This window comes from Novosphingobium bradum (assembly GCF_042646485.1).
GTDB lineage: Bacteria > Pseudomonadota > Alphaproteobacteria > Sphingomonadales > Sphingomonadaceae > Novosphingobium > Novosphingobium bradum.
In genome coordinates, this window is the sequence record NZ_JBHRTQ010000015.1 from 56,118 (window position 1) to 75,357 (window position 19,240).

The following is a 19,240-nucleotide window of genomic DNA, read 5'->3' on the forward strand; positions in this document are numbered from 1 at the left end:
CACCCACGCCAGCGGCCGGTTCGTCGCGGGCCGGCCGCTCGTGATCGGGACGATGGAATACACAGGCGACGGAATAATCGCGCATGGCATCCGTTGAGGGGGGAACGATCACCTCCCGGAGCACACGATGCCGATTCCCAATACGCGGGTTTTCCTGAATTCCGTCCTGTCCGGCAACCTGGGCATCCGGTTCTCCCCCGCCGCCTTCGGGGATTTCGCATCGCTGGCCCCCGGCCATCCGGTGGCACCCTGGCTGGGTTCCACCGCCGACCTCAATGGCGACGGCAAGGCCGACCTGATCCTGGGCGCTTCGGCCAGCGACGTGAACGGGCTGGATTCGGGCCGGGTCTTCGTCACCCTCGGCGGGCTGGCGACCGGCACCACCACGGCGCTTGGAGCCAGCGCGCAACTGATCATCGACGGCGCGGCGGCGGGTGACCATGCCGGCACCGCGGTGGCCGGCCTCGCCGACATGACCGGCGACGGCCGGGGCGAGATCCTGATCGGCGCGCCGGGCGTCGATGTGGCCGGGGCCACCGATGCGGGTTCGGCCTATGTGGTCTTCGGGCGCGGCGCGGGCGAGATCAGCCTCGTGGCCATCGATGCGGGCCTTGGCGGCTTTGCCATTCGTGGCGAGGCGGCGGGCGACGCCGCCGGCTCCTCCGTGCTTTCGGTGGGCGATCTCAATGGCGATGGCCGGGCCGATTTCCTCGTCGGCGCGCCGGGCAACGATGCCGCCGCGCTCGATGCGGGCGCGGCCTATGTGGTCTGGGGCAAGGACACCACCGCCCCGGTCAACCTCGCCGATGTCGCCAGCGGGATCGGCGGGTTCAAGATCATCGGCGGGGCGGCGGGCGATCTGGCCGGCACCTGGCTCGGCACGGTCGGCGACATGAACGGCGACGGGCTGAACGAAATCCTGATCGGCTCGCCCAATACCGGTTCGGGCAAGGACAAGGGCGGCGCGGTCTTCGTCGTGTTCGGCAAGGCCACCGGCACGGCGGTCGATCTCAAGGCGCTGGGCAGCAACGGCTTTGCCATCAACGGCATCCGTGGCGACAGCAAGACCGGCGCGCGCGGCGACAACATGGGCGATGCGGTGAGCGGCATCGGCGACGTCAACGGCGATGGCCGGGCCGACCTGCTGATCGGCGCGCCCACGGCGGGGCACGCCTACGTGGTCTTCGGCAAGGCGGGCACCGGCTCGATCGATGCCGCCCAGGTCAAGGCCGGCCTGGGCGGGTTCGAGATCGTCCCCGAGGCGGCCAAGGACCTCGACCAGCTTTCGGTCACCGGCGGGCGCGACCTCAACCGTGACGGCATCGCCGACTTCGTGATCGGCGCGCCCTCGGCCAGCACCAATGGCACCACCACCGGCGCGGTCTACGTGGTCTGGGGCGGCGGCACCGGCAAGGTCGATCTTGCCCTTGTGGCGCAAGGGATCGGCGGCGCGAAGATTTCCGGCACGCCCGACAGCCTGACCGGATCGTCGGTCGTCATCGTCGACGACCAGAACGGCGATGGCGTGGTCGACCTGCTGATCGGCTCGCCGGGCCTGGGCGAAAGCGCCACCCTGCTCTACAGCCCCGCTTCCTGGCAGCCCGACAACACGGTCTATGGCACCGAAGGGGCCGACCTGATTGGCGCGGGCACCCGCTCGGGCGTCCACGCGGTGGGGCCGGATGCCGACAACATCATGGCCCTTGGCGGCAACGACACGATCAGCACCGGCGCGGGCGACGATACGCTCGACGGCGGCGCGGGCGCCGACAGCATGGCCGGCGGGCTGGGCAACGACAGCTACTATGTCGACAATGCGCTCGACGTGGTCAACGAGGCGGCGGGCGAGGGGATCGATACGGTCTACACCGCCATTTCCACCACGCTTGGCGCCAATGTCGAGAACCTGACCCTGCTGAACGGCGGGCTCACCGGCACCGGCAACGTGCTCGCCAATGTCCTCACCGGTTCGACCGGCGCCGACACGCTCGATGGCGGGGCCGGGGCCGATACCATGGCCGGCGGGCTGGGCAACGACACCTACCGGCTGGACCAGGCCGGCGACGTGGTGAGCGAGGCTCCGGGCGGCGGCACCGATACGGTGATCGCCTCGGTTTCCACAACGCTTGGCGCCAATGTCGAGAACCTGACGCTCGCCGTCGCCGGCCTCACCGGCACCGGCAACGAGCTGGGCAATGTGCTGACCGGCTCGGCCGGGGCCGATACCCTCGACGGCGCGGCCGGGGCCGATACCCTGAGCGGCGGCGCGGGCAATGATACCTATCATGTCGACGATGCGGGCGACCGGGTGATCGAAGGCGCGGGCGGCGGCACCGACACGGTGATCGCCTCGGTCGACCATGCGCTGGCCGCCGAGGTGGAGAACCTTGTCCTCACCGGCAGCGCCCATCTTGGCACCGGCAATGGGCTGGCCAACACGATCACCGGCACCGACGGGGCCGATACGCTCGACGGCGCCGCCGGGGCCGATACCCTTGCCGGCGGGCTGGGCGACGATACTTATCACGTCGACAATGCCGGCGACGTGGTGGTGGAAGCCGCGAACGGCGGCACCGACACGGTCATCGCCAGCTTCGACTATGCCCTGACCGAAGGTTCCACCATCGAGAACCTGGCGCTCTCCGGCGCGGCGCACCACGCCACCGGCAACAGCGGCGATAACGTGCTGACCGGCGGGGCGGGCAATGACTTGCTCGACGGCGCGGGCGGGCTCGATACCCTTATCGGCGGCGACGGCAACGACACCTTCGTGGTGAACAGCCACACCGACACCATCGTGGAAACGGCGGCCGGCGGGACCGACACCGTCCTGTCGTCGGTCGATTTCTCGCTGGCCGGGATCGCCAATGTCGAGAACCTGGCGCTGACTGGCGATGCCCACCACGGGCAAGGCAACGACGGGGCCAACCTGCTCCTCGGCAATGCCGGCGCGGACCTGCTTGAAGGCGGCCTCGGCAACGACAGCCTCGATGGCGGCGCGGGTGCCGACACCATGGACGGCGGCGCGGGCGACGATACCTATTTCATCGACAACCCGGGCGACGTGGTGGTCGAAGCGGCCGATGGCGGCACCGATACGGTGGTCGTCGCCACCGACTGGGTGCTGGCCGACAACATCGAGAACGTGAAGCTTTCGGGCACCGGCCACACCCTTGTCGGCAATGCCGCGAACAACACGCTGACCGGCGATACCGGCAACGACGTGCTCGATGGCGGCGCGGGCGACGATATCGAGCTGGGCGGTGACGGCAACGACGTGCTCCATTCCAGTTCCGGCCTCGATACCCTGGCCGGCGGCTCGGGCGACGACGTCTACCGAATCCACGGCGGATCGGCCCATATCGAGGATTTCCAGGGCCACGACACGATCGATGCCAGCGAGGCCACGGGCAATTCCTACATCGACCTTTCGGGCGAAACCGCCACCCGGATCGAGGGCCACAGCGTCGATTATGGCACCGGCGGCGTGGTCACCGGCGCGCTCAACGTCCAGTTCCTCCAGGACCTGACCGGCTCCTTCGCCGATGATATCGCCAACGTCCGTAGCCTCGTGCCGCAGATCGTGGCGGCGCTCGACGGTATTTCCGGCGGCGCGGCCTTCGGCGTGTCCTCGTTCCGCGACAAGATCTGGGGCAGCTTCGGCTCGGGCGGCGACTATACCTACAAGACCGACCTTGCCGTTGGCGCAACCGCCACCACCCTGACCACGGCCTATGCCGGGTTCATCGCCACGGGCGGCGCCGACCTGCCCGAAAGCCAGCTTGAAGCGCTGCTTCAACTGGCCGCGCGCGCGGGCGGCGAGGTGGGTTACCAGACCAATTCCGCGCGCTTCGCCGTGCTGTTCACCGACGCCCCGTTCCACACCGCCGCCGATGGCGCCGCCCAGGGCATCACCACGGCCAATAACGGCAATGCCATCATCAACGATGGCGGGATCATGGAGAACTACCCGGAGATCGCCCAGCTCGCCGCGGCCATGGCGGCGGCCAACATCATCCCGGTCTTCGCGGTCACCCCGGGGCTGGAAGCGACCTACCAGGCCCTGGCCGATGCGATGGGCCGGGGCACGGTGGTGACGCTCACCGCCAACAGCTCCAACATCGTCAGCGCCATCACCACCGGCCTCACCACGGCCACCACCACCCACATCGCCGATGCCATCGGCGGCGCGGGCGACGACGTGATCAAGGGGAACATCGGCGACAATGACCTGACCGGGAATGCCGGCAACGATACCCTTGCCGGCGGGGCCGGAAATGACCATCTCCACGGCGGCGAGGGCGAGGATACCGCCGTCTTTGCCGGGCCGATCAGCGCCTATGCGATCACCCACAATGCCGATGGCACGATCACCGTTTCCGGCAATGGCGAGGGTTCAGACACGCTCGACGGGATCGAGGTGCTCCGGTTCGGCGCCGAGACCTATACGCTCAACGGCACCCCGCTCTCGGGCATGAATGCGGCCCCGGCGATCACGTCCGACGGCGGCGCGGCCACGGCCTCGCTCAGCCTGGTGGAAGGCGCCCTGGCGGTCACCACGGTGACCGGGGCCGATCCCGATCCATCCACCGTGCTCACCTATGCGATCACCGGCGGGGCCGATGCCGCGCTCTTCGCGATCGATCCGGCGACCGGCGCCCTCGCGTTCCGCGCCGCGCCCAGCTTTGCCGCGCCCGGCGATGCCGGCGCCGACAACGTCTACGATGTCGTGGTCAGCGCCAGCGACGGCCTGCTCGGCGCCAGCCAGGCGCTGGCGATCACGGTGACCAATGCCAACGACGCGCCGGTGCTTTCGGGCACTCCGGCGGTGCTGGCGAACGGCGCGGAGGATGCGGCCTGCATCGTGGCTGCAACCGACCTGCTCGCCGGCTACACCGACCCCGAAGGCGCGGCGCTTTCGGTCAGCGCCCTGGCCGCCGACCATGCCACGGTCACCGACAATGGCGATGGCACCTTCACCCTCACGCCCCAGGCCAACTACAACGGCCCGCTGGTCCTGTCCTACACGGTGAGCGATGGTGCGGGCGGGGTCATCGCGGCGACGGCCTCGCTCACCCTGGCTCCGGTCAACGATGCCGCCACGATTGCGGGCGATCTGGCCGGGGCCGTGCTGGAAAGCGGTGGCACCGCCTCGGGCCTGCTTGCCGTGGCCGATGTCGATGCGGGCGAAGCGGCCTTCGCGGCGCCCGCCGCCGCGGCGCTGGCCGGCACCTATGGCGCCTTCACCATCGATGCCGCGACCGGCGCCTGGACCTATGCGGTCGACAGCGCCCGGGCCGCTACCCAGGCGCTCGATCCGGGCCAGCAGGTCAGCGATACGCTGACCGTCACCTCGCTTGACGGGACCGCCAGCGAGACGATTGCCGTCACGATCACCGGCACCAGCTCGCTGGCCGCGATCAGCGGCGAAGTGGCCGGGGCCGTGGCCGCCGAGGCCGCTGCCTTCGCCGGGGGCAGGCTGCTGGTCAGCGATGCCGATGCCGGGGAGGCTCACTTCGCGGCGGTGGACCCGGCGGCCCTTGCCGGTGCCTTCGGCGCCTTCACCTTCGATCCGGCCACCGGCGCCTGGACCTTCGCGCTCGATGGCGCGGCGGTGGAAACCGTGGCGCTGGCCGCCGGCGAACAGGCCAGCCAGGCGCTGACCGTCACCTCGGCCGATGGCAGCGCCAGCGAGACCATCGTGGTCACCGTCACCGGCGCCAACGAGGTGGCGACCATTGCCGGCACGGCGGCCGGCGCGGTCACCGAGGCGGGCGGGCTGGGCAATGCGCTTGTCGGCACCCCTTCGGCTTCCGGCGTGCTCAGCGTGGCCGATCCCGATCACGGCGAGGCCGCCTTCGCCGCGCCGGCCAGCCTTGCCGGCACCTATGGCAGCTTCGCTTTCGATGCGGCCACCGGCGCCTGGGCCTACACACTCGACAACGCCCGCGCCGCCACCCAGGCGCTGGGCGCGGGGGCGACCGCCAGCGATGGGCTGACCGTCACCTCGCTTGACGGTTCGGCCGCCCAGGCGATCACCGTCACGATTGCGGGCGCCAACGATGCGGCGGTGATCACCGGCACGGCGAGGGGTGCCGTGGCCGAGGACAGCACGGCGCTGGTCACCGGCCAGCTGGCCGCGAGCGATCCCGATGCCGGCGAGGCCCGCTTCGCCGCGCCCGCCAGCCTTGCCGGCACCTATGGCAGCTTCGCCTTCGATGCGGCCAGCGGCGCCTGGACCTATGCGCTCGACAATGCCCGCGCGGCGACCCAGGCGCTTGCGGCGGGGCAGACCGTCACCGAGACGCTGGCGGTCCAGTCGTTCGACGGGTCGGCCGCCCAGGCGATTACCGTGGCGGTGAGCGGGAGCAACGATGCCGCGCTGATCGGCGGGACCACGACGGCCAGCGTCACCGAGGCGGCGACGGCCGGCGGCGTGTCGCAGGTGTCGGGCGCGCTCACCATCAGCGACATCGACAGCCCGGCGAGCTTTGCCGGCGGCACCTATGCCGGAACCTACGGCGCCCTGGCGCTCACCACCGGCGGAGCCTGGACCTATACCCTCGACAACGCCAACCTCGCGGTCGATGCGCTGGCCACCGGCCAGGGGCTGACCGACAGCGTGGTGATCCGCGCGGCCGACGGGACCACCCGGGCGATCACGATCGGCATCGTTGGCAGCGACGAGGTCGTGGTCGGCAATCTCACCCTTACCGGCACGGCCGGGGCCGACACGATCGGCGGCGGGGCCGGCAACGACCAGCTGATCGGCCTTGGCGGCAACGATCGCCTGCTCGGCAACGATGGCAACGACACGCTCGACGGCGGCGCCGGCGACGACGTGCTTGATGGCGGCGCCGGCAGCGACACCGCCTCCTATGCCAGCGCCACCGGCGCGGTGACGGTGAGCCTGGCGGTTACCGGCCTGCAGAGCACCGGCGGGGCCGGCAAGGACACCCTGGTCGGGATCGAGAACCTGACCGGCTCGGCCTCGGCCGACAGCCTGACCGGAAGTGCGGGGGCCAATGTGATCGGCGGCGGGGCCGGCGATGACAGGATCACCGGCGGGCTTGGCGCCGACCTGCTGACCGGCGGAGCCGGGCGCGACAGCTTCGTCTATCTTGCCACGGCCGAATCGGGCGCGGCGGTGCACGATACGATCACCGACTTCGCCCACCTTGCCGACCGGATCGACCTGTCCGCGATCGATCCGGTGCTCTCGACCAACAAGAACGATGTCTTCCTGTGGGGCGGCAGCAGCGCCCAGTCGTTCGGGGTCTGGTTCGGCTACGATGCGGCGAGCAATGTCACCCATGTGTTCGGCGATACCGATGGCAACACCGCCACGGCCGAGCTGTGGATCGACCTTGCCGGCAATGTTGCCCTGACCCAGGCCGATTTCGTGCTCTGACCCGCTAGACGAACCGCAACCCGGCACCCCAGGCGCCCCCCCAGCGCGCCGGGTTGCGGCACAGGCCGGGGCAGGGATTCGGGCGTGGCAACCGATTGAAGCGCCCGGTTGCGGTCTGGCCGGCGACCGGCCATGGTGCGCGGCGGGCGCACGCGCCTCATCCCGAAACGGGACATGGTTTACGCGAAGGGAATAATTCCCCGCGCGATCCGTTGAGGCAGGGTGGAGGTTCGATGACGAGTGCCGGTGTCCCTGCTGCCCGAGAGAAGTTCCAGGCGCGGATCGTGGCCTTGCTGCCCCGTCTGCGCCGCTTCTGCCATGGGCTGGCGGGGAACCGCGATCTCGGCGACGACCTTTTGCAGATCACCGTCGAACGGGCGCTGGCCCGTCACGACCAATGGGAGCCGGGCACCAGCCTGGAGAACTGGACGATGAAGATCGCGAGCAATGCCAACATCGATCGCCTGCGGGCCGAGAAGGTGCGCGGCTTCGCGGTGGGCATCGACGAGGCGCATGACCTGCCCGGCGAGGATGCGCTGGCCCTGCTTGAATTCCGCTCGGAACTGGAAGCGGCGCGCGCGGCCCTGGCGGCCATGCCCGAACCGCTGCGCGCGGTGATGGCCGCCGTGGTGATCGACGGCCAGTCCTACCGCGAGGCGGCCGAGCTGTTCGAGATCCCGATCGGGACGGTGATGAGCCGGGTGTCGCGGGCGCGCCAGTTCGTCGAGGCTTTTGTCCGGCGTGGCCCGGAAAGGATGGTGGCGGCATGAGCACCGATGACCGGACCCCGCGCCGGGGCTTGCCCGGAGCGCGCCTGCCGGATGACGAGCGGATTTCCGCCTGGCTCGATGGCCAGCTGGACGAGGAAGGGAATGCCGAGATGGCCGATCTTGCCGCCCGCAACGAGGAACTGGCTGCCCGCGCGGCCCGGCTGCGCGGGATGGACTCGCTGGTGCGCGCCGCCGTTCCCGCCGAGGATGAGGCGATCCCGGCCGAACTGCTGGCCCGGCTGGGCCTGGCGCCCGCCGCGCCGGTTGGCGAAGCGGGGGCCGAACCGGCCGGCCTTGCCAGTGCCGCCGAGGGTGCCGCCGAAGTGATCGACCTGGCTTCGGTCCGCGCTGCTCGCGCAGCCCGGGCGCCGGCCCGTTCGGCGCCGCGCCTTGCCGGACTGGGCCGGATCGCGGCCCAGCTCCTGCTGGTCTTCGGGCTGGGACTTGGCATCGTGTTGGCCGTGGGCCAGCACCGCGAGACGGCCGGGCCGGATGCCGCCGCCTCCTACCGCGTGCTGGGCGACGATGCTGCCGCGCCGGCCGCGGCCAATGCCCTGGTGCGGTTCGCCCCCGGCATCGATGCCCTGGAAGCCCAGGTCCTGGCCCGCCGGGCCGGCGCCGTGCTGGTCGGCCCGCCCTCGGCGGCGGGGACCGCGCGGGCCGCGATCGATCCGGCGCGGCGCGATGCCGTGCTCGCCCGCCTGCGCGCCGCGCCCGGCGTGGTGCTGGCCGAACCGCTCGACAGCGGGGCGCCGCAATGATCGGCCGGCGCCTGTTGCTGGTGCTGGCCCTGGTCATGGGCGCGGCCTTCGCGCTCGGCCCCGGGCCGGCGCGCGCCGCGCCCGAATTGCCCGGCGCGCCGGTGGCCGTGGCCGGTGCCCAGTCGGCCAGTCGCCGGGTGATGATGATGCTCGATCTTGGCGCCGAGCATTACCGTTCGGGCAGCGACTATGGCGGCGACTATGGCGATGCCATGGGTATCAAGGCGCGGCTGCGCTTTGCCCGCAAAGTGGCCCGCGCGCACCGCCTGGCCCTGGTCGATTCGTGGCCGATGCCGCTGATCGGGGTGGACTGCATCATTTTCGAGATCCGCGACGGGCGGACGGTCGAGGCCGTGGTGCGGGAACTGTCCGCGGTGCCCGGGGTCTCGTGGTCGCAGCCGCTCAACGAATTCGAGATGCTCGAGGCGCGGCCACCCGGCCCCGCCCGCGCCGCCACCGTCAGCTACAACGACCGGCTGTTTTCCGCGCAGCCGGCCGCTTCGCTTTGGCACCTAGCGCGGCTTCATGCCGTGGCCACCGGGCGCGGGGTGACCGTGGCGGTGATCGACAGCCGGGTGGATCTCTTGCACCCCGACCTTGCCGGGCAGTTCGCCGGCTCGGTCGATTTCGTGCCCGGGCGCCCCCAGGCCGAACGCCACGGCACCGGGGTGGCCGGGATCATCGCGGCGCGGTCCAACAATGCCCAGGGGATCGCCGGGGTGGCCCCCGATGCCCGCATCCTCGCGCTTCGGGCCTGCTGGGAGCGCGCCACCGGCGGCGTCACGGTGTGCGACAGCCTGACGCTGGCCCGCGCGCTCACCTATGCGATCGATCACGGCGCCGGGGTGGTCAACCTGAGCCTGACCGGGCCGCGCGACCCGCTGATCGCCCGGCTGGTGGCCCTGGCCAGCGCGCGCGGGGCGACCGTGGTCGCCGCGGTGGACCAGAAGGACCCGGCGGCGAGCTTCCCGGCTTTCCTTCCGGGCGTGGTCGCGGTGGGCGACGAACGCTTGTCAGATCGATTGCAGTCCGCCTACAAGGCGCCCGGACTGGATGTCCTGACCACGCAGCCGGAGGGAAAATGGGATCTCGTCAGCGGCAGCTCCTATGCCGCGGCCCACGTCAGCGGGCTGGTGGCCCTGCTGCGGCAGTTGTCCGGCCGCCGCACCGCGCCTGAAACGCTGCTCGGCCCCCATGGCACCCTTGACGCCTGCGCCGCGCTTGCGCGGGTTTCGCACCTCGATCGCAGGGCTTGCCTGCGCTAGGGCCACGTGGCCGGGCCTGGCGGGGGGGCTGGCGCTGCTGCTGGGCGCCGCGCCCGCGGCGGCGCAGGTGGCAGCAAACGTCACGCTGGCTAGCAACCAGTTGTTCCGGGGCGAGACGATCAGCGCCGACGATCCCGGCCTGGCCCTGGCGGTCAGCGCGGATCTGCCCGGCGGGCTGTTCGCCGGGGCCGATGCCAGCTTCGCCGCCGGCGGCGAGGCGCCGCGGCTGACAGCGGCGAACCTCTATGCCGGCGTGGCGCTGCGCCTGGGCGAGGCTTCGGTCGAGGCCGGCGCGATCCATCGCCGCTATGGTTCGATCTACGACGATGCCTATCGCCCCCGCTTCACCGAGCTCTATGCCGGGATCACCCTGCGCCGGGTGCAGGTGCGCGCCTTCGTTTCGCCCGATTACCTGGCGGACGGGCGCAACACCTATTACCTCGATGTCAACGCGCGGCTGGCGAGCCTGGGCCGCTGGACCTTGCAAGGCCATGGCGGGCTGGCCCTGATCCCGCACGATCTGGGCGATCCCGATACCAGCCTGATCAGCTACGAGGACTGGAGCCTGCGTGCGAGCCGCCCGCTTGGCCCGTTCACCCTGGGCCTGGGCGTGGCGGGCACCAACTACCCGGTGTTCGGCCCCAGCGGGAAGGTCCGCTTCAGCGCCCAGCTCAGCCGGGCGTTCTGAGCGCCGGCGCCCCGCTTCAGGCAGGTGCTTCAGGCTGGCACTTCAGGCATTCACCACCGCGATGGTCGAGGAGGTGCAGCTGCACCGCAACTGCCAGAATGGCACCGTTGCGGTTTGGCTCCTGGCCGGGCTGTCAGTATCGGGGCCATCGCAACTTGCTCTCCCGCTGCGATGCGGGAGCGGCGAATGCCGGATCGCCGGCGCGGAAGGAAGCCATGCCCAGGAACAGCATCACGATCATCCTGGGCCTGAGCATCCTCAGCTGGGCGATCATTGCGGTTGGAGCCCTTTGGGTCGCACAAGTCATAGCCAGGCTCTGACGCCGTTCCTCCGCCCGGTCCCCCGGCCGGGCGGAGGAGTGGTCTTCCCGATCGGGGGCGATCAGGCGGGCGGGCGGATCGCGCGGCTGGCGAGGGTGCCGGCCAGTTCGGCGAGGTCGAGCGGCTTGCGGAGGAAGGTCCATTCCTCGCGGCGTTCGCCCCCTTCCGGCAGGTAGCCGCTCATCAGGACCACCGCGATTTCCGGATCGATCCGGATCGCCGCCGAGGCCAGTTCCAGCCCGGTGATCCCCGGCATGATCACGTCGGTCAGCAGCACGTCGAACCGCTCGCGGGCGAGCAGGGCCAGCGCCGCGGCGGGATCGCCACAGGCCGCCACGTCATAGCCCAGATCGACCAGCAGGTCCTCCAGCGCCTCGAGCGCATGGTGCTCGTCCTCGACCACCAGAACCCGCGCCGCGCCGGGCGCGCGGTGACGGGCCGATGCGGGCGTGGCGGCCGGCGTGGCGGCGGGGAGCGGCGGGGGGAAGTGCGCCTCGGCATCGCCCTGCCGGTCGGCCAGGGCCATGGCGGCCTGGGTCATCGCCGCGGCGCGCTGGGCCGTGTCGCGGATGATCCCGACCAGCTGGGCCAGGTCTGGATCGTCGGTCCGCTCGCGCAGCAGGCGATCGCAGGTGAGGCCGATGATCGAGACGACGTTGTTGAATTCGTGGGCCATGTGCGCCGAGGCGCGGCTGATCCGGCCGAGCAGGTCGATCACCCGCTGCCGTTCGGCGGCGAGATCGAGCGCCATGGTCTTGGATTCGTCGATCAGCGCGGCCTGGATGCCTGACTGCATGATCGCGGCCACCACCGGATCGGAGGGCGCGAAATCGGCGATCTGGAGCGACTGGGCCAGCGGCCAGGTCCGTTCGGGCACGATGCCCAGGGCCAGCAGGTAATCGCCGCCCGCCGCGATGACGCTGCCCGACAGGCTGAGCGCGGGCTGGCGCAGGCGCAACTGGACCGGCTTGTCCGCCGCGGCGGACAGCGCCAGGTCGGGCGTGTCTTCCAGCACCTGGTCAAGCGCGGCGCCCAGCACCCAGTCGCCCGCCAGCCGGCGCAGGGCCGGGCCGGCCGAACGGATGGTCCCCGCCGCGCCCACGCACAGGTAGGCGGGAAACAGCCGGCCAAGCCGTTCGCTGCCCAGTTCGAGGTGGATCATGCCGGCGGTCCGGCGCGGTGCGGGCGGTGGTGCGCGGGGCTGTGCGGGGGGCTATGTTCGACCAGGAATTCTGCGCCGCCCGGCCCATGGCCGAGGAAGGTGACCGTGCCGACCCGGCCAAACCGCGCGGCCAGCCCTTCGAGCAGGCCTTCTACGAAGGGTTCCAGCCCGGCGCGGGTGGAGCGGTAGGCGAGGTGGAGGCGGCGCGGTCCATCCCCGCCATTCGCGCCTGGCTCCTCGTTCAGCACGGTGAAGCCGGGCACCTGGGCTTCGGGCATGGCGACGCGGACCGCGTGGTGCATCCGGTCAAGGTTGGCGATGAACCCGGCCAGGTCCTGGCCAACGAAATCCATGATCCCGGCATAGGGGCCGGAGGCGGCGAAGCGGACCCAGTGGCGGCCGAATTCGCGCAGGGCTTCCGGAAGGGTGAGGCCCATCTGCTCCGCCGTGGCGGTCAGCAGGGCCACGGTCTGCCTGTCGGGATAGACCATGGCGCTGATCATGTCGGCCGGGCCAAGGCCGAGGCGGCGTTCGAGATCGTCCCAGACCCCGGGGCCGGCCGTCTCGATCACCATCTGCCGGATGGCCCGGTGAATCATGCCATACATCGCGCGCGCCTGCCTTTCCGCGGCCGGTTCAGTCCAGCCGGCCGAGCAGTTCGGCCAGCCGGTCCACCTGGCGATCGATCTTTTCCAGCTTGGCGGCGGTCCAGGCGGCCAGTTCGGGATCGAGGGCGCCGGACAGGCGCGCCTGGAGGTTGGCCGTGACCAGCCTGATGGCGTTGAGCGGCTGGCGCGCATCGTGCGACAGCTTCTTGCGCGATTCGTCCGTTTCCATCCCGACCATGACTTTCCAGCCGATCCCGTGGCCGCTGCCACCCACGGCACACGCACAGCACAGCCGCGCGGATTGGCATAGGCCCGCTTGCTTGCCGAATGCGGGCATTCTGGGCCAAGGTCGTGCCGATTGCATGGCATTTTGCTGCCGTTTTGCCACCAATCGCGTTAGGCAGACCGGACCGGCGGCACTAGGTCGTTGGGCTTGATCGGCAATTTGCGTTTCGATGGGCTGGACGAGATGAAGCACGCAATCGATTTTGTGGCCGAAGGCGCTCTGCCGCGCTGCCGCGTGCTGATCGTTGACGATGATGCCGATACGCTTGAGGAATACTGCGAAAACGCCGCGCGTCTCGGCTACGATGTGATCGGCGCGCCCAACCCGGCGGAAGCCCTGCAACGCCTGGCCGAGGATCCGTCGATCGGGATCGTGGTCACGGACCTCGAAATGCCGACCATTGGCGGCCTGGCCTTTCTTGATGAGATGTCCTCGCGCTTTTCGCTGCTGCGCGCGATCGTGCCGATCGTCATCACCGGCCACGGCTCGCTGGCCAGCGCGGTCGAGGCGATGCGGTTCAACGCCAAGGACTTCCTGACCAAGCCGGTCGATCCGGAAGGCCTGGCCGGCGCCCTGCGCCGCGCGACCCGCGCCTGGCAGGATCTCTATGCCGGCTTCCGCCTGATGGCGATCGCGCGGCAGGCCCAGGCGCCCGGACAGGCCCAGGCTTCCGGCGCGATTCCCGGGGCGGGCGCGGGGCCGGTCCCCGCCGCCGGTGCCGACCAGCCGCCGCTCAGCCCCGAGGCCGAGCGCGAGGCCATGCTGGCCCAGGTGCGCGGGATCATGCGGATGCGCGAGAAGCGCGGCAATTTCCTGGATGGCCAGCTCTTTTCCGATCCGACCTGGGACATCCTGCTCGATCTCACCGCGGCGCGGCTCGAGGGCAAGCCGATCGCCGTGTCCAGCGCCTGCGCGGCCACCAATGTCCCGCTCAGCACGGCGCTGCGCTATGTTCGCAGCCTGGTCGATGCCGGCATGGTCCGGCGCTGGAAGGACACCGAGGACCGGCGGCGCGATATGCTGGAGCTGGAAGACCGGACGATGGAGGCGATGACCCGCTACCTGGCCGACGTGCGTCGGCGTGGCGGGGTGGGAGCCTGAGGGCCGGTGCCCTCAGAGCCGCGGGAAGCTGAGCCGGAAGGTCGTCCCCGGCCCGTCCGGCGTATCCACGATGGCGATCCGCCCGCCGTGCAGTTCGACGATCTGGCGTACCAGCGACAGGCCGATGCCGGTGCCCGGCCGCACCCCCACGTTGCTCCCGCGCCGGCGTTCCTCGAACACCGCCTCGCGTTCCGCCGCCGGGATGCCGATGCCGTGGTCGCGGATGGTCACCACGATATCGTCGATCCCGGCAGCGGCGGTGATCGCGACCTTGGCCGGCGGGTCGGAATACTTGAGCGCATTGCCCACCAGGTTGGCGAGCGCGCTTTCCATCAGGGCGGTATCGAGCGCCATCACCGGCAGGTCGGGCAGGTCGAGAGTGAATTCGGGCGCCGGATCCGCCCCCGGATCGCCCCCGGCGTGGCCCTGCACCACCGCGGCGATCACGTCGCGCAATTGCCCGGGATGGGGCGCATAGCCCATGGCGCCCAGATCGTTCTGCCCGCGCTCCAGGGTATCGTCGTAGAGGCGCAGCAGCCGGCGCACCGCATCGCGGATGCGCGCGGCGCGCGCCGCCAGCCGTTCCGCGCTCATCCCTTCGCCCTTGCGTTCGATCTGCTGGGCGGCCGAATCGATCACCGCCAGCGGCGCGCGGAATTCGTGGCTGGCCACCGCCATGAAGCGGCGCTGGAGGGTGCTGGTCCGGCGCTCCAGGTCGAGCGCGACCTCCAGTTCGGCGGCGGTCTGGTAGAGTTCGTCGACATTGGCGATCAGCAGGACCAGCGCATCCTCGCCCGCATAGCGGATGCGCGCGCCCGAGACCGAGCAGCCCGCCGTGTCGCCGCGGGCATCGCGCAGGCCCAGCAGGGCGCTGGCCGAACCCTGGGTGAGCAGCTTGCCGCGCAGGCGATCGAAGGCGGCGGGATCGGCGAACAGGCTGGCCGGATCGCGCCCGCTCTCGGCCTGGTCGCCCAGCAGGGCCAGGGCGGCGTGGTTGGCCCGGATCACCCGGCGGTCCTCCACCGACAGGACCAGCGCCGGGGCGACGTCGAGCATCAGCACGGCCTCGAGCGCTTCCTCGCTGGCGGCAAGGCGGCGCGAGACCTGGATCAGCTCGGACATATCCTGCTGGGCGACCAGGCAAGCCGGCGCCCCGCTGACCGGATCGGTGACCAGCGAGAGCTGGACCGAGTGGACCGGCCAGCCGGGCAGGGTCATGCTCGCGGTGGAGCGCGCGATGCCGCTGCGGCTGGCCTCGCGCAGCAGGGCATCGGCCTCGTCCGGGGCGGCGAACATCGCCTTGAAATGATCGGTGCCAGGCGGCTGGAGCCGGTCGAACTCGGCAAAGGTGGCGAGCGCGCCGGGATTACGCATCAGCACCTCGCCGCCCAGCGAGAACAGCGTGATCATCATCGGGATGTGGCGCAAGGCCTCGATCGCGCGCAGTTCGGCCATGGGCAACTGCTCGTGGGGCAGGGCCTGGATTTCCACCAGCATCGCCTCGGGGTGGCCGGACAGGCTCAACCCGCGGCAGCGGCACAGCGCCGTGGTTGGCTGGCCGCGCGGGTAGAAGGTCCAGTTCTCGGTGCGCTGGCCGCCGCGCAGGAAGGTTTCGCGGTATTCGGCCAGGCGGATCGCGGTGGCCGTGCTGTGCGGCCCGAGGTCGCGCGTCAGCAGTTCGTCGACCGACCGGGCGTTCCAGAAGGCCAGCGCCGCTTCGTTCGACCAGCAGATCCGCGCCGTGGCGAAGGAATAGATATAGACCGGGGTGCCCAGCAGCCCGTAGGCCTTGAGGCCGGCTTCCCCGATCGGCGCAAATGGGGCCATATCCGCCGCGCCCGCGTCACTCACGTCCTGCCCCTACCCCTCGCCGGCAACCTGCGCCATCTCGCAACCGATTGAAATCCCCGGACTGCAAATGTCAATCGACCATTCGTACCAAAGTGCTGATAATCAGGAAAAAACAACCATATCGTTGCAGCGGCGATTGTGGCTTTCCTATCTGCGCGCGGCAATCATCCCGCTGCTGGTGGTCGAAATCGGGTTCCTGGCGATCTACTGGGCCAGCAGCGCGATCACCTACCGCGAGAACATCGCCACGATCGGCGCGGTCTCGCGCGGGTTCCTGGGCGAGGTGGCCCGCCAGCAGGCCGGCGCGCTCGACAAGGAACTGGCCGGCTATGCCGCCAAAACCGTGCTGCTCGCCGCCCAGACCCGCCGCGCGCTCGACGGGGGTTTCACGCCCTCGGCGGCCGAACGGGCGCGCCACCGGTTCGATGCCGACGGGGCGATCTACTCCACCCGGGACATCGGCAGTGCGGCGAGCTTCTATTCCGCGAAGACCCGGCCGTCCCGCGCGGACCTGGCGGCCATGCTCAGGCTGGGCGCGCTCGACCCGCTGATGATCGACATCCACCGCAGCACGCCGGGGGTGATGTCGGTCTATTTCAACTCCAGCCGCAGCTACAACCGCATCTACCCCTATATCGATGCCGGCGGCCAATATCCGCACGACATGGATATCCCCTCCTACAACTTCTATTACCTGGCCGATGCCCGCCACGATCCGCAGCGCAAGGCGGTGTGGACCGAGGCCTATGTCGATCCGGCCGGGCATGGCTGGATGATCTCCTCGATCGCGCCGGTCTGGCAGGGCGCGGGGCGGGGAGAGCGGCTGGCCGGAGTGGTCGGGCTGGACATCGGCCTGGGGGCGATCATCGACCGGCTCAAGCGGATGAACCTGCCGTGGATGGCCTATGCCGTGCTGGTCGACCGCGAGGGGCGGATCATCGCCCTGCCACCCGAAGGCGAGAAGGATTTCAACATCCGCGAGCTGACCTCGCACCAGTACGAGCAGGCGATCCGGCAGGACAGTTTCAAGCCCGATGCCTTCGATCTCAACCGCCGCGCCGATACCCGCCCGCTGGCCGAGGCGATGCGGCGGGCCGATGCCGGCGAGGCGGAGCTGCGCTTCGACGGGCTCCACTATGCCAGCTTCGCCACCGTGCCGGGCACCGGCTGGCGGCTGGTGGTGATCGCCCCGGCCAAGGTGATCAACGCCCCGATCGACAGCCTGCTGGGGCGGCTCAAGCTGGTCGGCCTGGCGATGTTCGCCGCCTTGCTCTTGTTCTACTTCGGGTTCTTCCTGTTCCTCTATCGCCGTGCCCGCGGGGTCAGCGCCGAACTTTCCGGCCCGCTGGCCGAGATCTCGGGGATCATGGGGCGGATCGGCCAGGGCGCCCACCGCCAGCATTTCGCCGGCGCCGATGTGGCCGAGCTGGATGGCCTGGGCCGCGACCTGGTGGCCATGGGCAACCGGCTGGGCGATGCCCACGAACGGATCGTGGCCCAGGAGCAGGGGCTGCGCGAGGCGAACCAGCGCCAGCAGCAGGCCGCCGACCAGAACGCGCGGCTGGTGCAGATCATGAGCCATGAATTGCGTACGCCGCTGGCCCTGATCGACAGCGGCGCCCAGATCATCGAGCGCAAGGCCGAGAGCCTCGGGCCGGACGACCTGCGCCGCCGCTCCGACCGGCTGCGCGGCGCGGTCCGCCGCATCGCCGAGCTGATCGACAAGCTGGTGACCAGCCTGACCCCGGCCGATCCGCAGGGCGCGGCGGCCTTGCCGGCCCCCCTGCCGGTGGACCTGGCAATGGCGGTGGAAACCGCCAGCGCGGGGCTGGATCGGACGCGCATCGCGGCGGGCCGGACCGAGGCGGTGACCGCGCTGGCCGATCCCGAGGCCGTGGTCGGCGCGATCCGGGCCGCGCTCGACAATGCCCTGCGCTATTCCGGCGCGGGCGGCACGGCGCGGGTGGATATCCGGCGCGAGGGCGGCAGCGCGGTGATTGCTATCACCGACAGCGGGCCGGGCCTGGGCGAGGCCGAACTGGCCCAGGCCGGCCAGTTGTTTTTCCGCGGCGACAATGCCGCGGGCAGCGTCGGGGCCGGGGTCAGCCTGCACCTGGCCCGTCGCCGGCTGGAGGAAAGCGGCGGCCGGCTGGAGCTGGAACGCGGCGATCCTGCTGGCCTGGTGGTGCGGATCGTCCTGCCGCTGGCGGGAGAAGGGGCATGAGCGCGCGCATCCTGTGCATCGAGGACGAACCGGGCCTGGGCGAGGACATCACCCTTGAACTGGAGGATGCCGGCTATGCGGTCGATCTCGCCACCGATGGCGCGCAGGGTCTCGCCGCGCTGGGCGCGCGGGCCTATGACCTGGTGCTGTGCGACGTGCAGGTGCCGGTCCGCAGCGGGCTGGACGTGCTGGCCGAGGCCGCCGATAATCCCGCCTATGGTGCGCCGCCCTTCATCATGCTGACCGCCTATTCCGACCCGGCGCTTCATGTGCGCTGCGCCCGGGCGGGGGCGCGCCACCTGCTGGTCAAGCCGGTCGACTATGATGGCCTGCTTGCCCTGATCGCGCGGGAACTGGCGCGATGATGCGCCGCGATCCCCCGGTGCGGCTGCTGGTGGTCGATGACGATGCCGAGGCTGCCGCCGAACTGGCCGAACTGTTCGAGGCCCATGGCGCCGTGGTGAGCCTGGCCCAGGATGCGGCCGAAGCCCTGCGCCTGGTGGTCGAGGCGCGGCCGGAGATCGCACTTGTCGATCTCCAGCTTGGCGCGGCCTCGGGGGCGGAGCTGGCGCTGGGCTGGCATGGCACGGCGGGCGCGCCGCTGGTCCTCCTGCTCAGCGGCCGCGCCTTGACCGCGGCCGAGGCGGCGGCCTTCGGCGCCGACGCGCCCCCCTTGCTGCGAAAGCCGATCGACCTGGCCCGGCTGGTCGCCGAGGTGGACCGCCTGCGGCCCTAGGGTCCGTACTCAATAAGGTTGCGCGGGAGGCTGTTGGCTGATTCAAGGTGTCCGAGG

13 protein-coding genes are annotated in these 19,240 nt (G+C 70.7%); 9 read left to right on the forward strand and 4 right to left on the reverse strand.

The window, feature by feature from the left end; all coding sequences use genetic code 11:
• Window positions 1-127: 127 nt before the first annotated feature.
• The 5 genes from ACFOD9_RS14670 (at window position 128) to ACFOD9_RS14690 (ending at window position 10,895) form a co-directional block, all read left to right on the forward strand.
• Entirely contained in the window at window positions 128-7,411 is a 7,284-nt protein-coding gene (locus tag ACFOD9_RS14670) for a VCBS domain-containing protein (RefSeq protein WP_379510878.1), read from the forward strand.
• A gap of 233 nt (window positions 7,412-7,644) precedes the next feature.
• Window positions 7,645-8,181 carry an RNA polymerase sigma factor gene (locus tag ACFOD9_RS14675; RefSeq protein WP_379510879.1) on the forward strand — a complete coding sequence of 179 codons (537 nt, stop codon included), beginning with the start codon at window positions 7,645-7,647 and terminating at the stop codon, window positions 8,179-8,181.
• Entirely contained in the window at window positions 8,178-8,942 is a 765-nt protein-coding gene (locus ACFOD9_RS14680; protein WP_379510880.1) for an anti-sigma factor family protein, read from the forward strand. Before ACFOD9_RS14675 ends, ACFOD9_RS14680 begins: the two co-directional genes overlap by 4 nt.
• The gene (locus ACFOD9_RS14685) at window positions 8,939-10,207 is read left to right on the forward strand and encodes a S8 family peptidase (RefSeq protein ID WP_379510881.1); all 1,269 of its coding nucleotides are present in this window, start codon (window positions 8,939-8,941) and stop codon (window positions 10,205-10,207) included. Before ACFOD9_RS14680 ends, ACFOD9_RS14685 begins: the two co-directional genes overlap by 4 nt.
• Window positions 10,137-10,895, forward strand: a complete 759-nt coding sequence (locus tag ACFOD9_RS14690; protein WP_379510882.1) for a TorF family putative porin — start codon at window positions 10,137-10,139, stop codon at window positions 10,893-10,895. Before ACFOD9_RS14685 ends, ACFOD9_RS14690 begins: the two co-directional genes overlap by 71 nt.
• 381 nt (window positions 10,896-11,276) lie before the next feature.
• Here ACFOD9_RS14690 and ACFOD9_RS14695 read toward each other — a convergent pair whose 3' ends face one another.
• Genes ACFOD9_RS14695 through ACFOD9_RS14705 form a run of 3 tightly spaced genes read right to left on the reverse strand, consistent with a single transcriptional unit; the run spans window position 11,277 to window position 13,259 of the window.
• Window positions 11,277-12,377: a response regulator gene (locus tag ACFOD9_RS14695; protein ID WP_379510883.1), complete on the reverse strand. Its 1,101-nt coding sequence runs from the start codon at window positions 12,375-12,377 to the stop codon at window positions 11,277-11,279.
• A complete protein-coding gene (locus tag ACFOD9_RS14700) occupies window positions 12,374-12,985 on the reverse strand; it encodes a heme NO-binding domain-containing protein (RefSeq protein ID WP_379510884.1) in 612 nt (203 codons plus the stop codon). The genes ACFOD9_RS14695 and ACFOD9_RS14700 overlap by 4 nt, the downstream gene beginning before the upstream one ends.
• 28 nt (window positions 12,986-13,013) lie before the next feature.
• The gene (locus ACFOD9_RS14705) at window positions 13,014-13,259 is read right to left on the reverse strand and encodes a histidine kinase dimerization/phospho-acceptor domain-containing protein (RefSeq protein ID WP_379510885.1); all 246 of its coding nucleotides are present in this window, start codon (window positions 13,257-13,259) and stop codon (window positions 13,014-13,016) included.
• A gap of 195 nt (window positions 13,260-13,454) precedes the next feature.
• Here ACFOD9_RS14705 and ACFOD9_RS14710 point away from each other — a divergent pair, with 195 nt between their 5' ends.
• Entirely contained in the window at window positions 13,455-14,372 is a 918-nt protein-coding gene (locus tag ACFOD9_RS14710) for a response regulator (protein WP_379510886.1), read from the forward strand.
• A 12-nt stretch (window positions 14,373-14,384) separates the two neighbouring features.
• On the opposite strand, the gene ACFOD9_RS14715 is transcribed toward ACFOD9_RS14710, so the two are convergent.
• Window positions 14,385-16,199 (reverse strand): sensor histidine kinase, encoded by a 1,815-nt coding sequence (locus tag ACFOD9_RS14715; protein ID WP_379510887.1) that lies wholly within the window; start codon window positions 16,197-16,199, stop codon window positions 14,385-14,387.
• Between the two features lie 160 nt (window positions 16,200-16,359).
• Between ACFOD9_RS14715 and ACFOD9_RS14720 the strand changes: the two genes are divergently transcribed.
• Genes ACFOD9_RS14720 through ACFOD9_RS14730 form a run of 3 tightly spaced genes read left to right on the forward strand, consistent with a single transcriptional unit; the run spans window position 16,360 to window position 19,183 of the window.
• The gene (locus ACFOD9_RS14720; protein ID WP_379510888.1) at window positions 16,360-18,447 is read left to right on the forward strand and encodes a cache domain-containing sensor histidine kinase; all 2,088 of its coding nucleotides are present in this window, start codon (window positions 16,360-16,362) and stop codon (window positions 18,445-18,447) included.
• Window positions 18,444-18,812: a response regulator gene (locus ACFOD9_RS14725; RefSeq protein ID WP_379510889.1), complete on the forward strand. Its 369-nt coding sequence runs from the start codon at window positions 18,444-18,446 to the stop codon at window positions 18,810-18,812. Before ACFOD9_RS14720 ends, ACFOD9_RS14725 begins: the two co-directional genes overlap by 4 nt.
• On the forward strand, window positions 18,809-19,183 hold the full coding sequence (locus tag ACFOD9_RS14730; protein ID WP_379510890.1) for a response regulator: 375 nt from the start codon (window positions 18,809-18,811) through the stop codon (window positions 19,181-19,183). Before ACFOD9_RS14725 ends, ACFOD9_RS14730 begins: the two co-directional genes overlap by 4 nt.
• The last annotated feature ends 57 nt before the right edge of the window (window positions 19,184-19,240 follow it).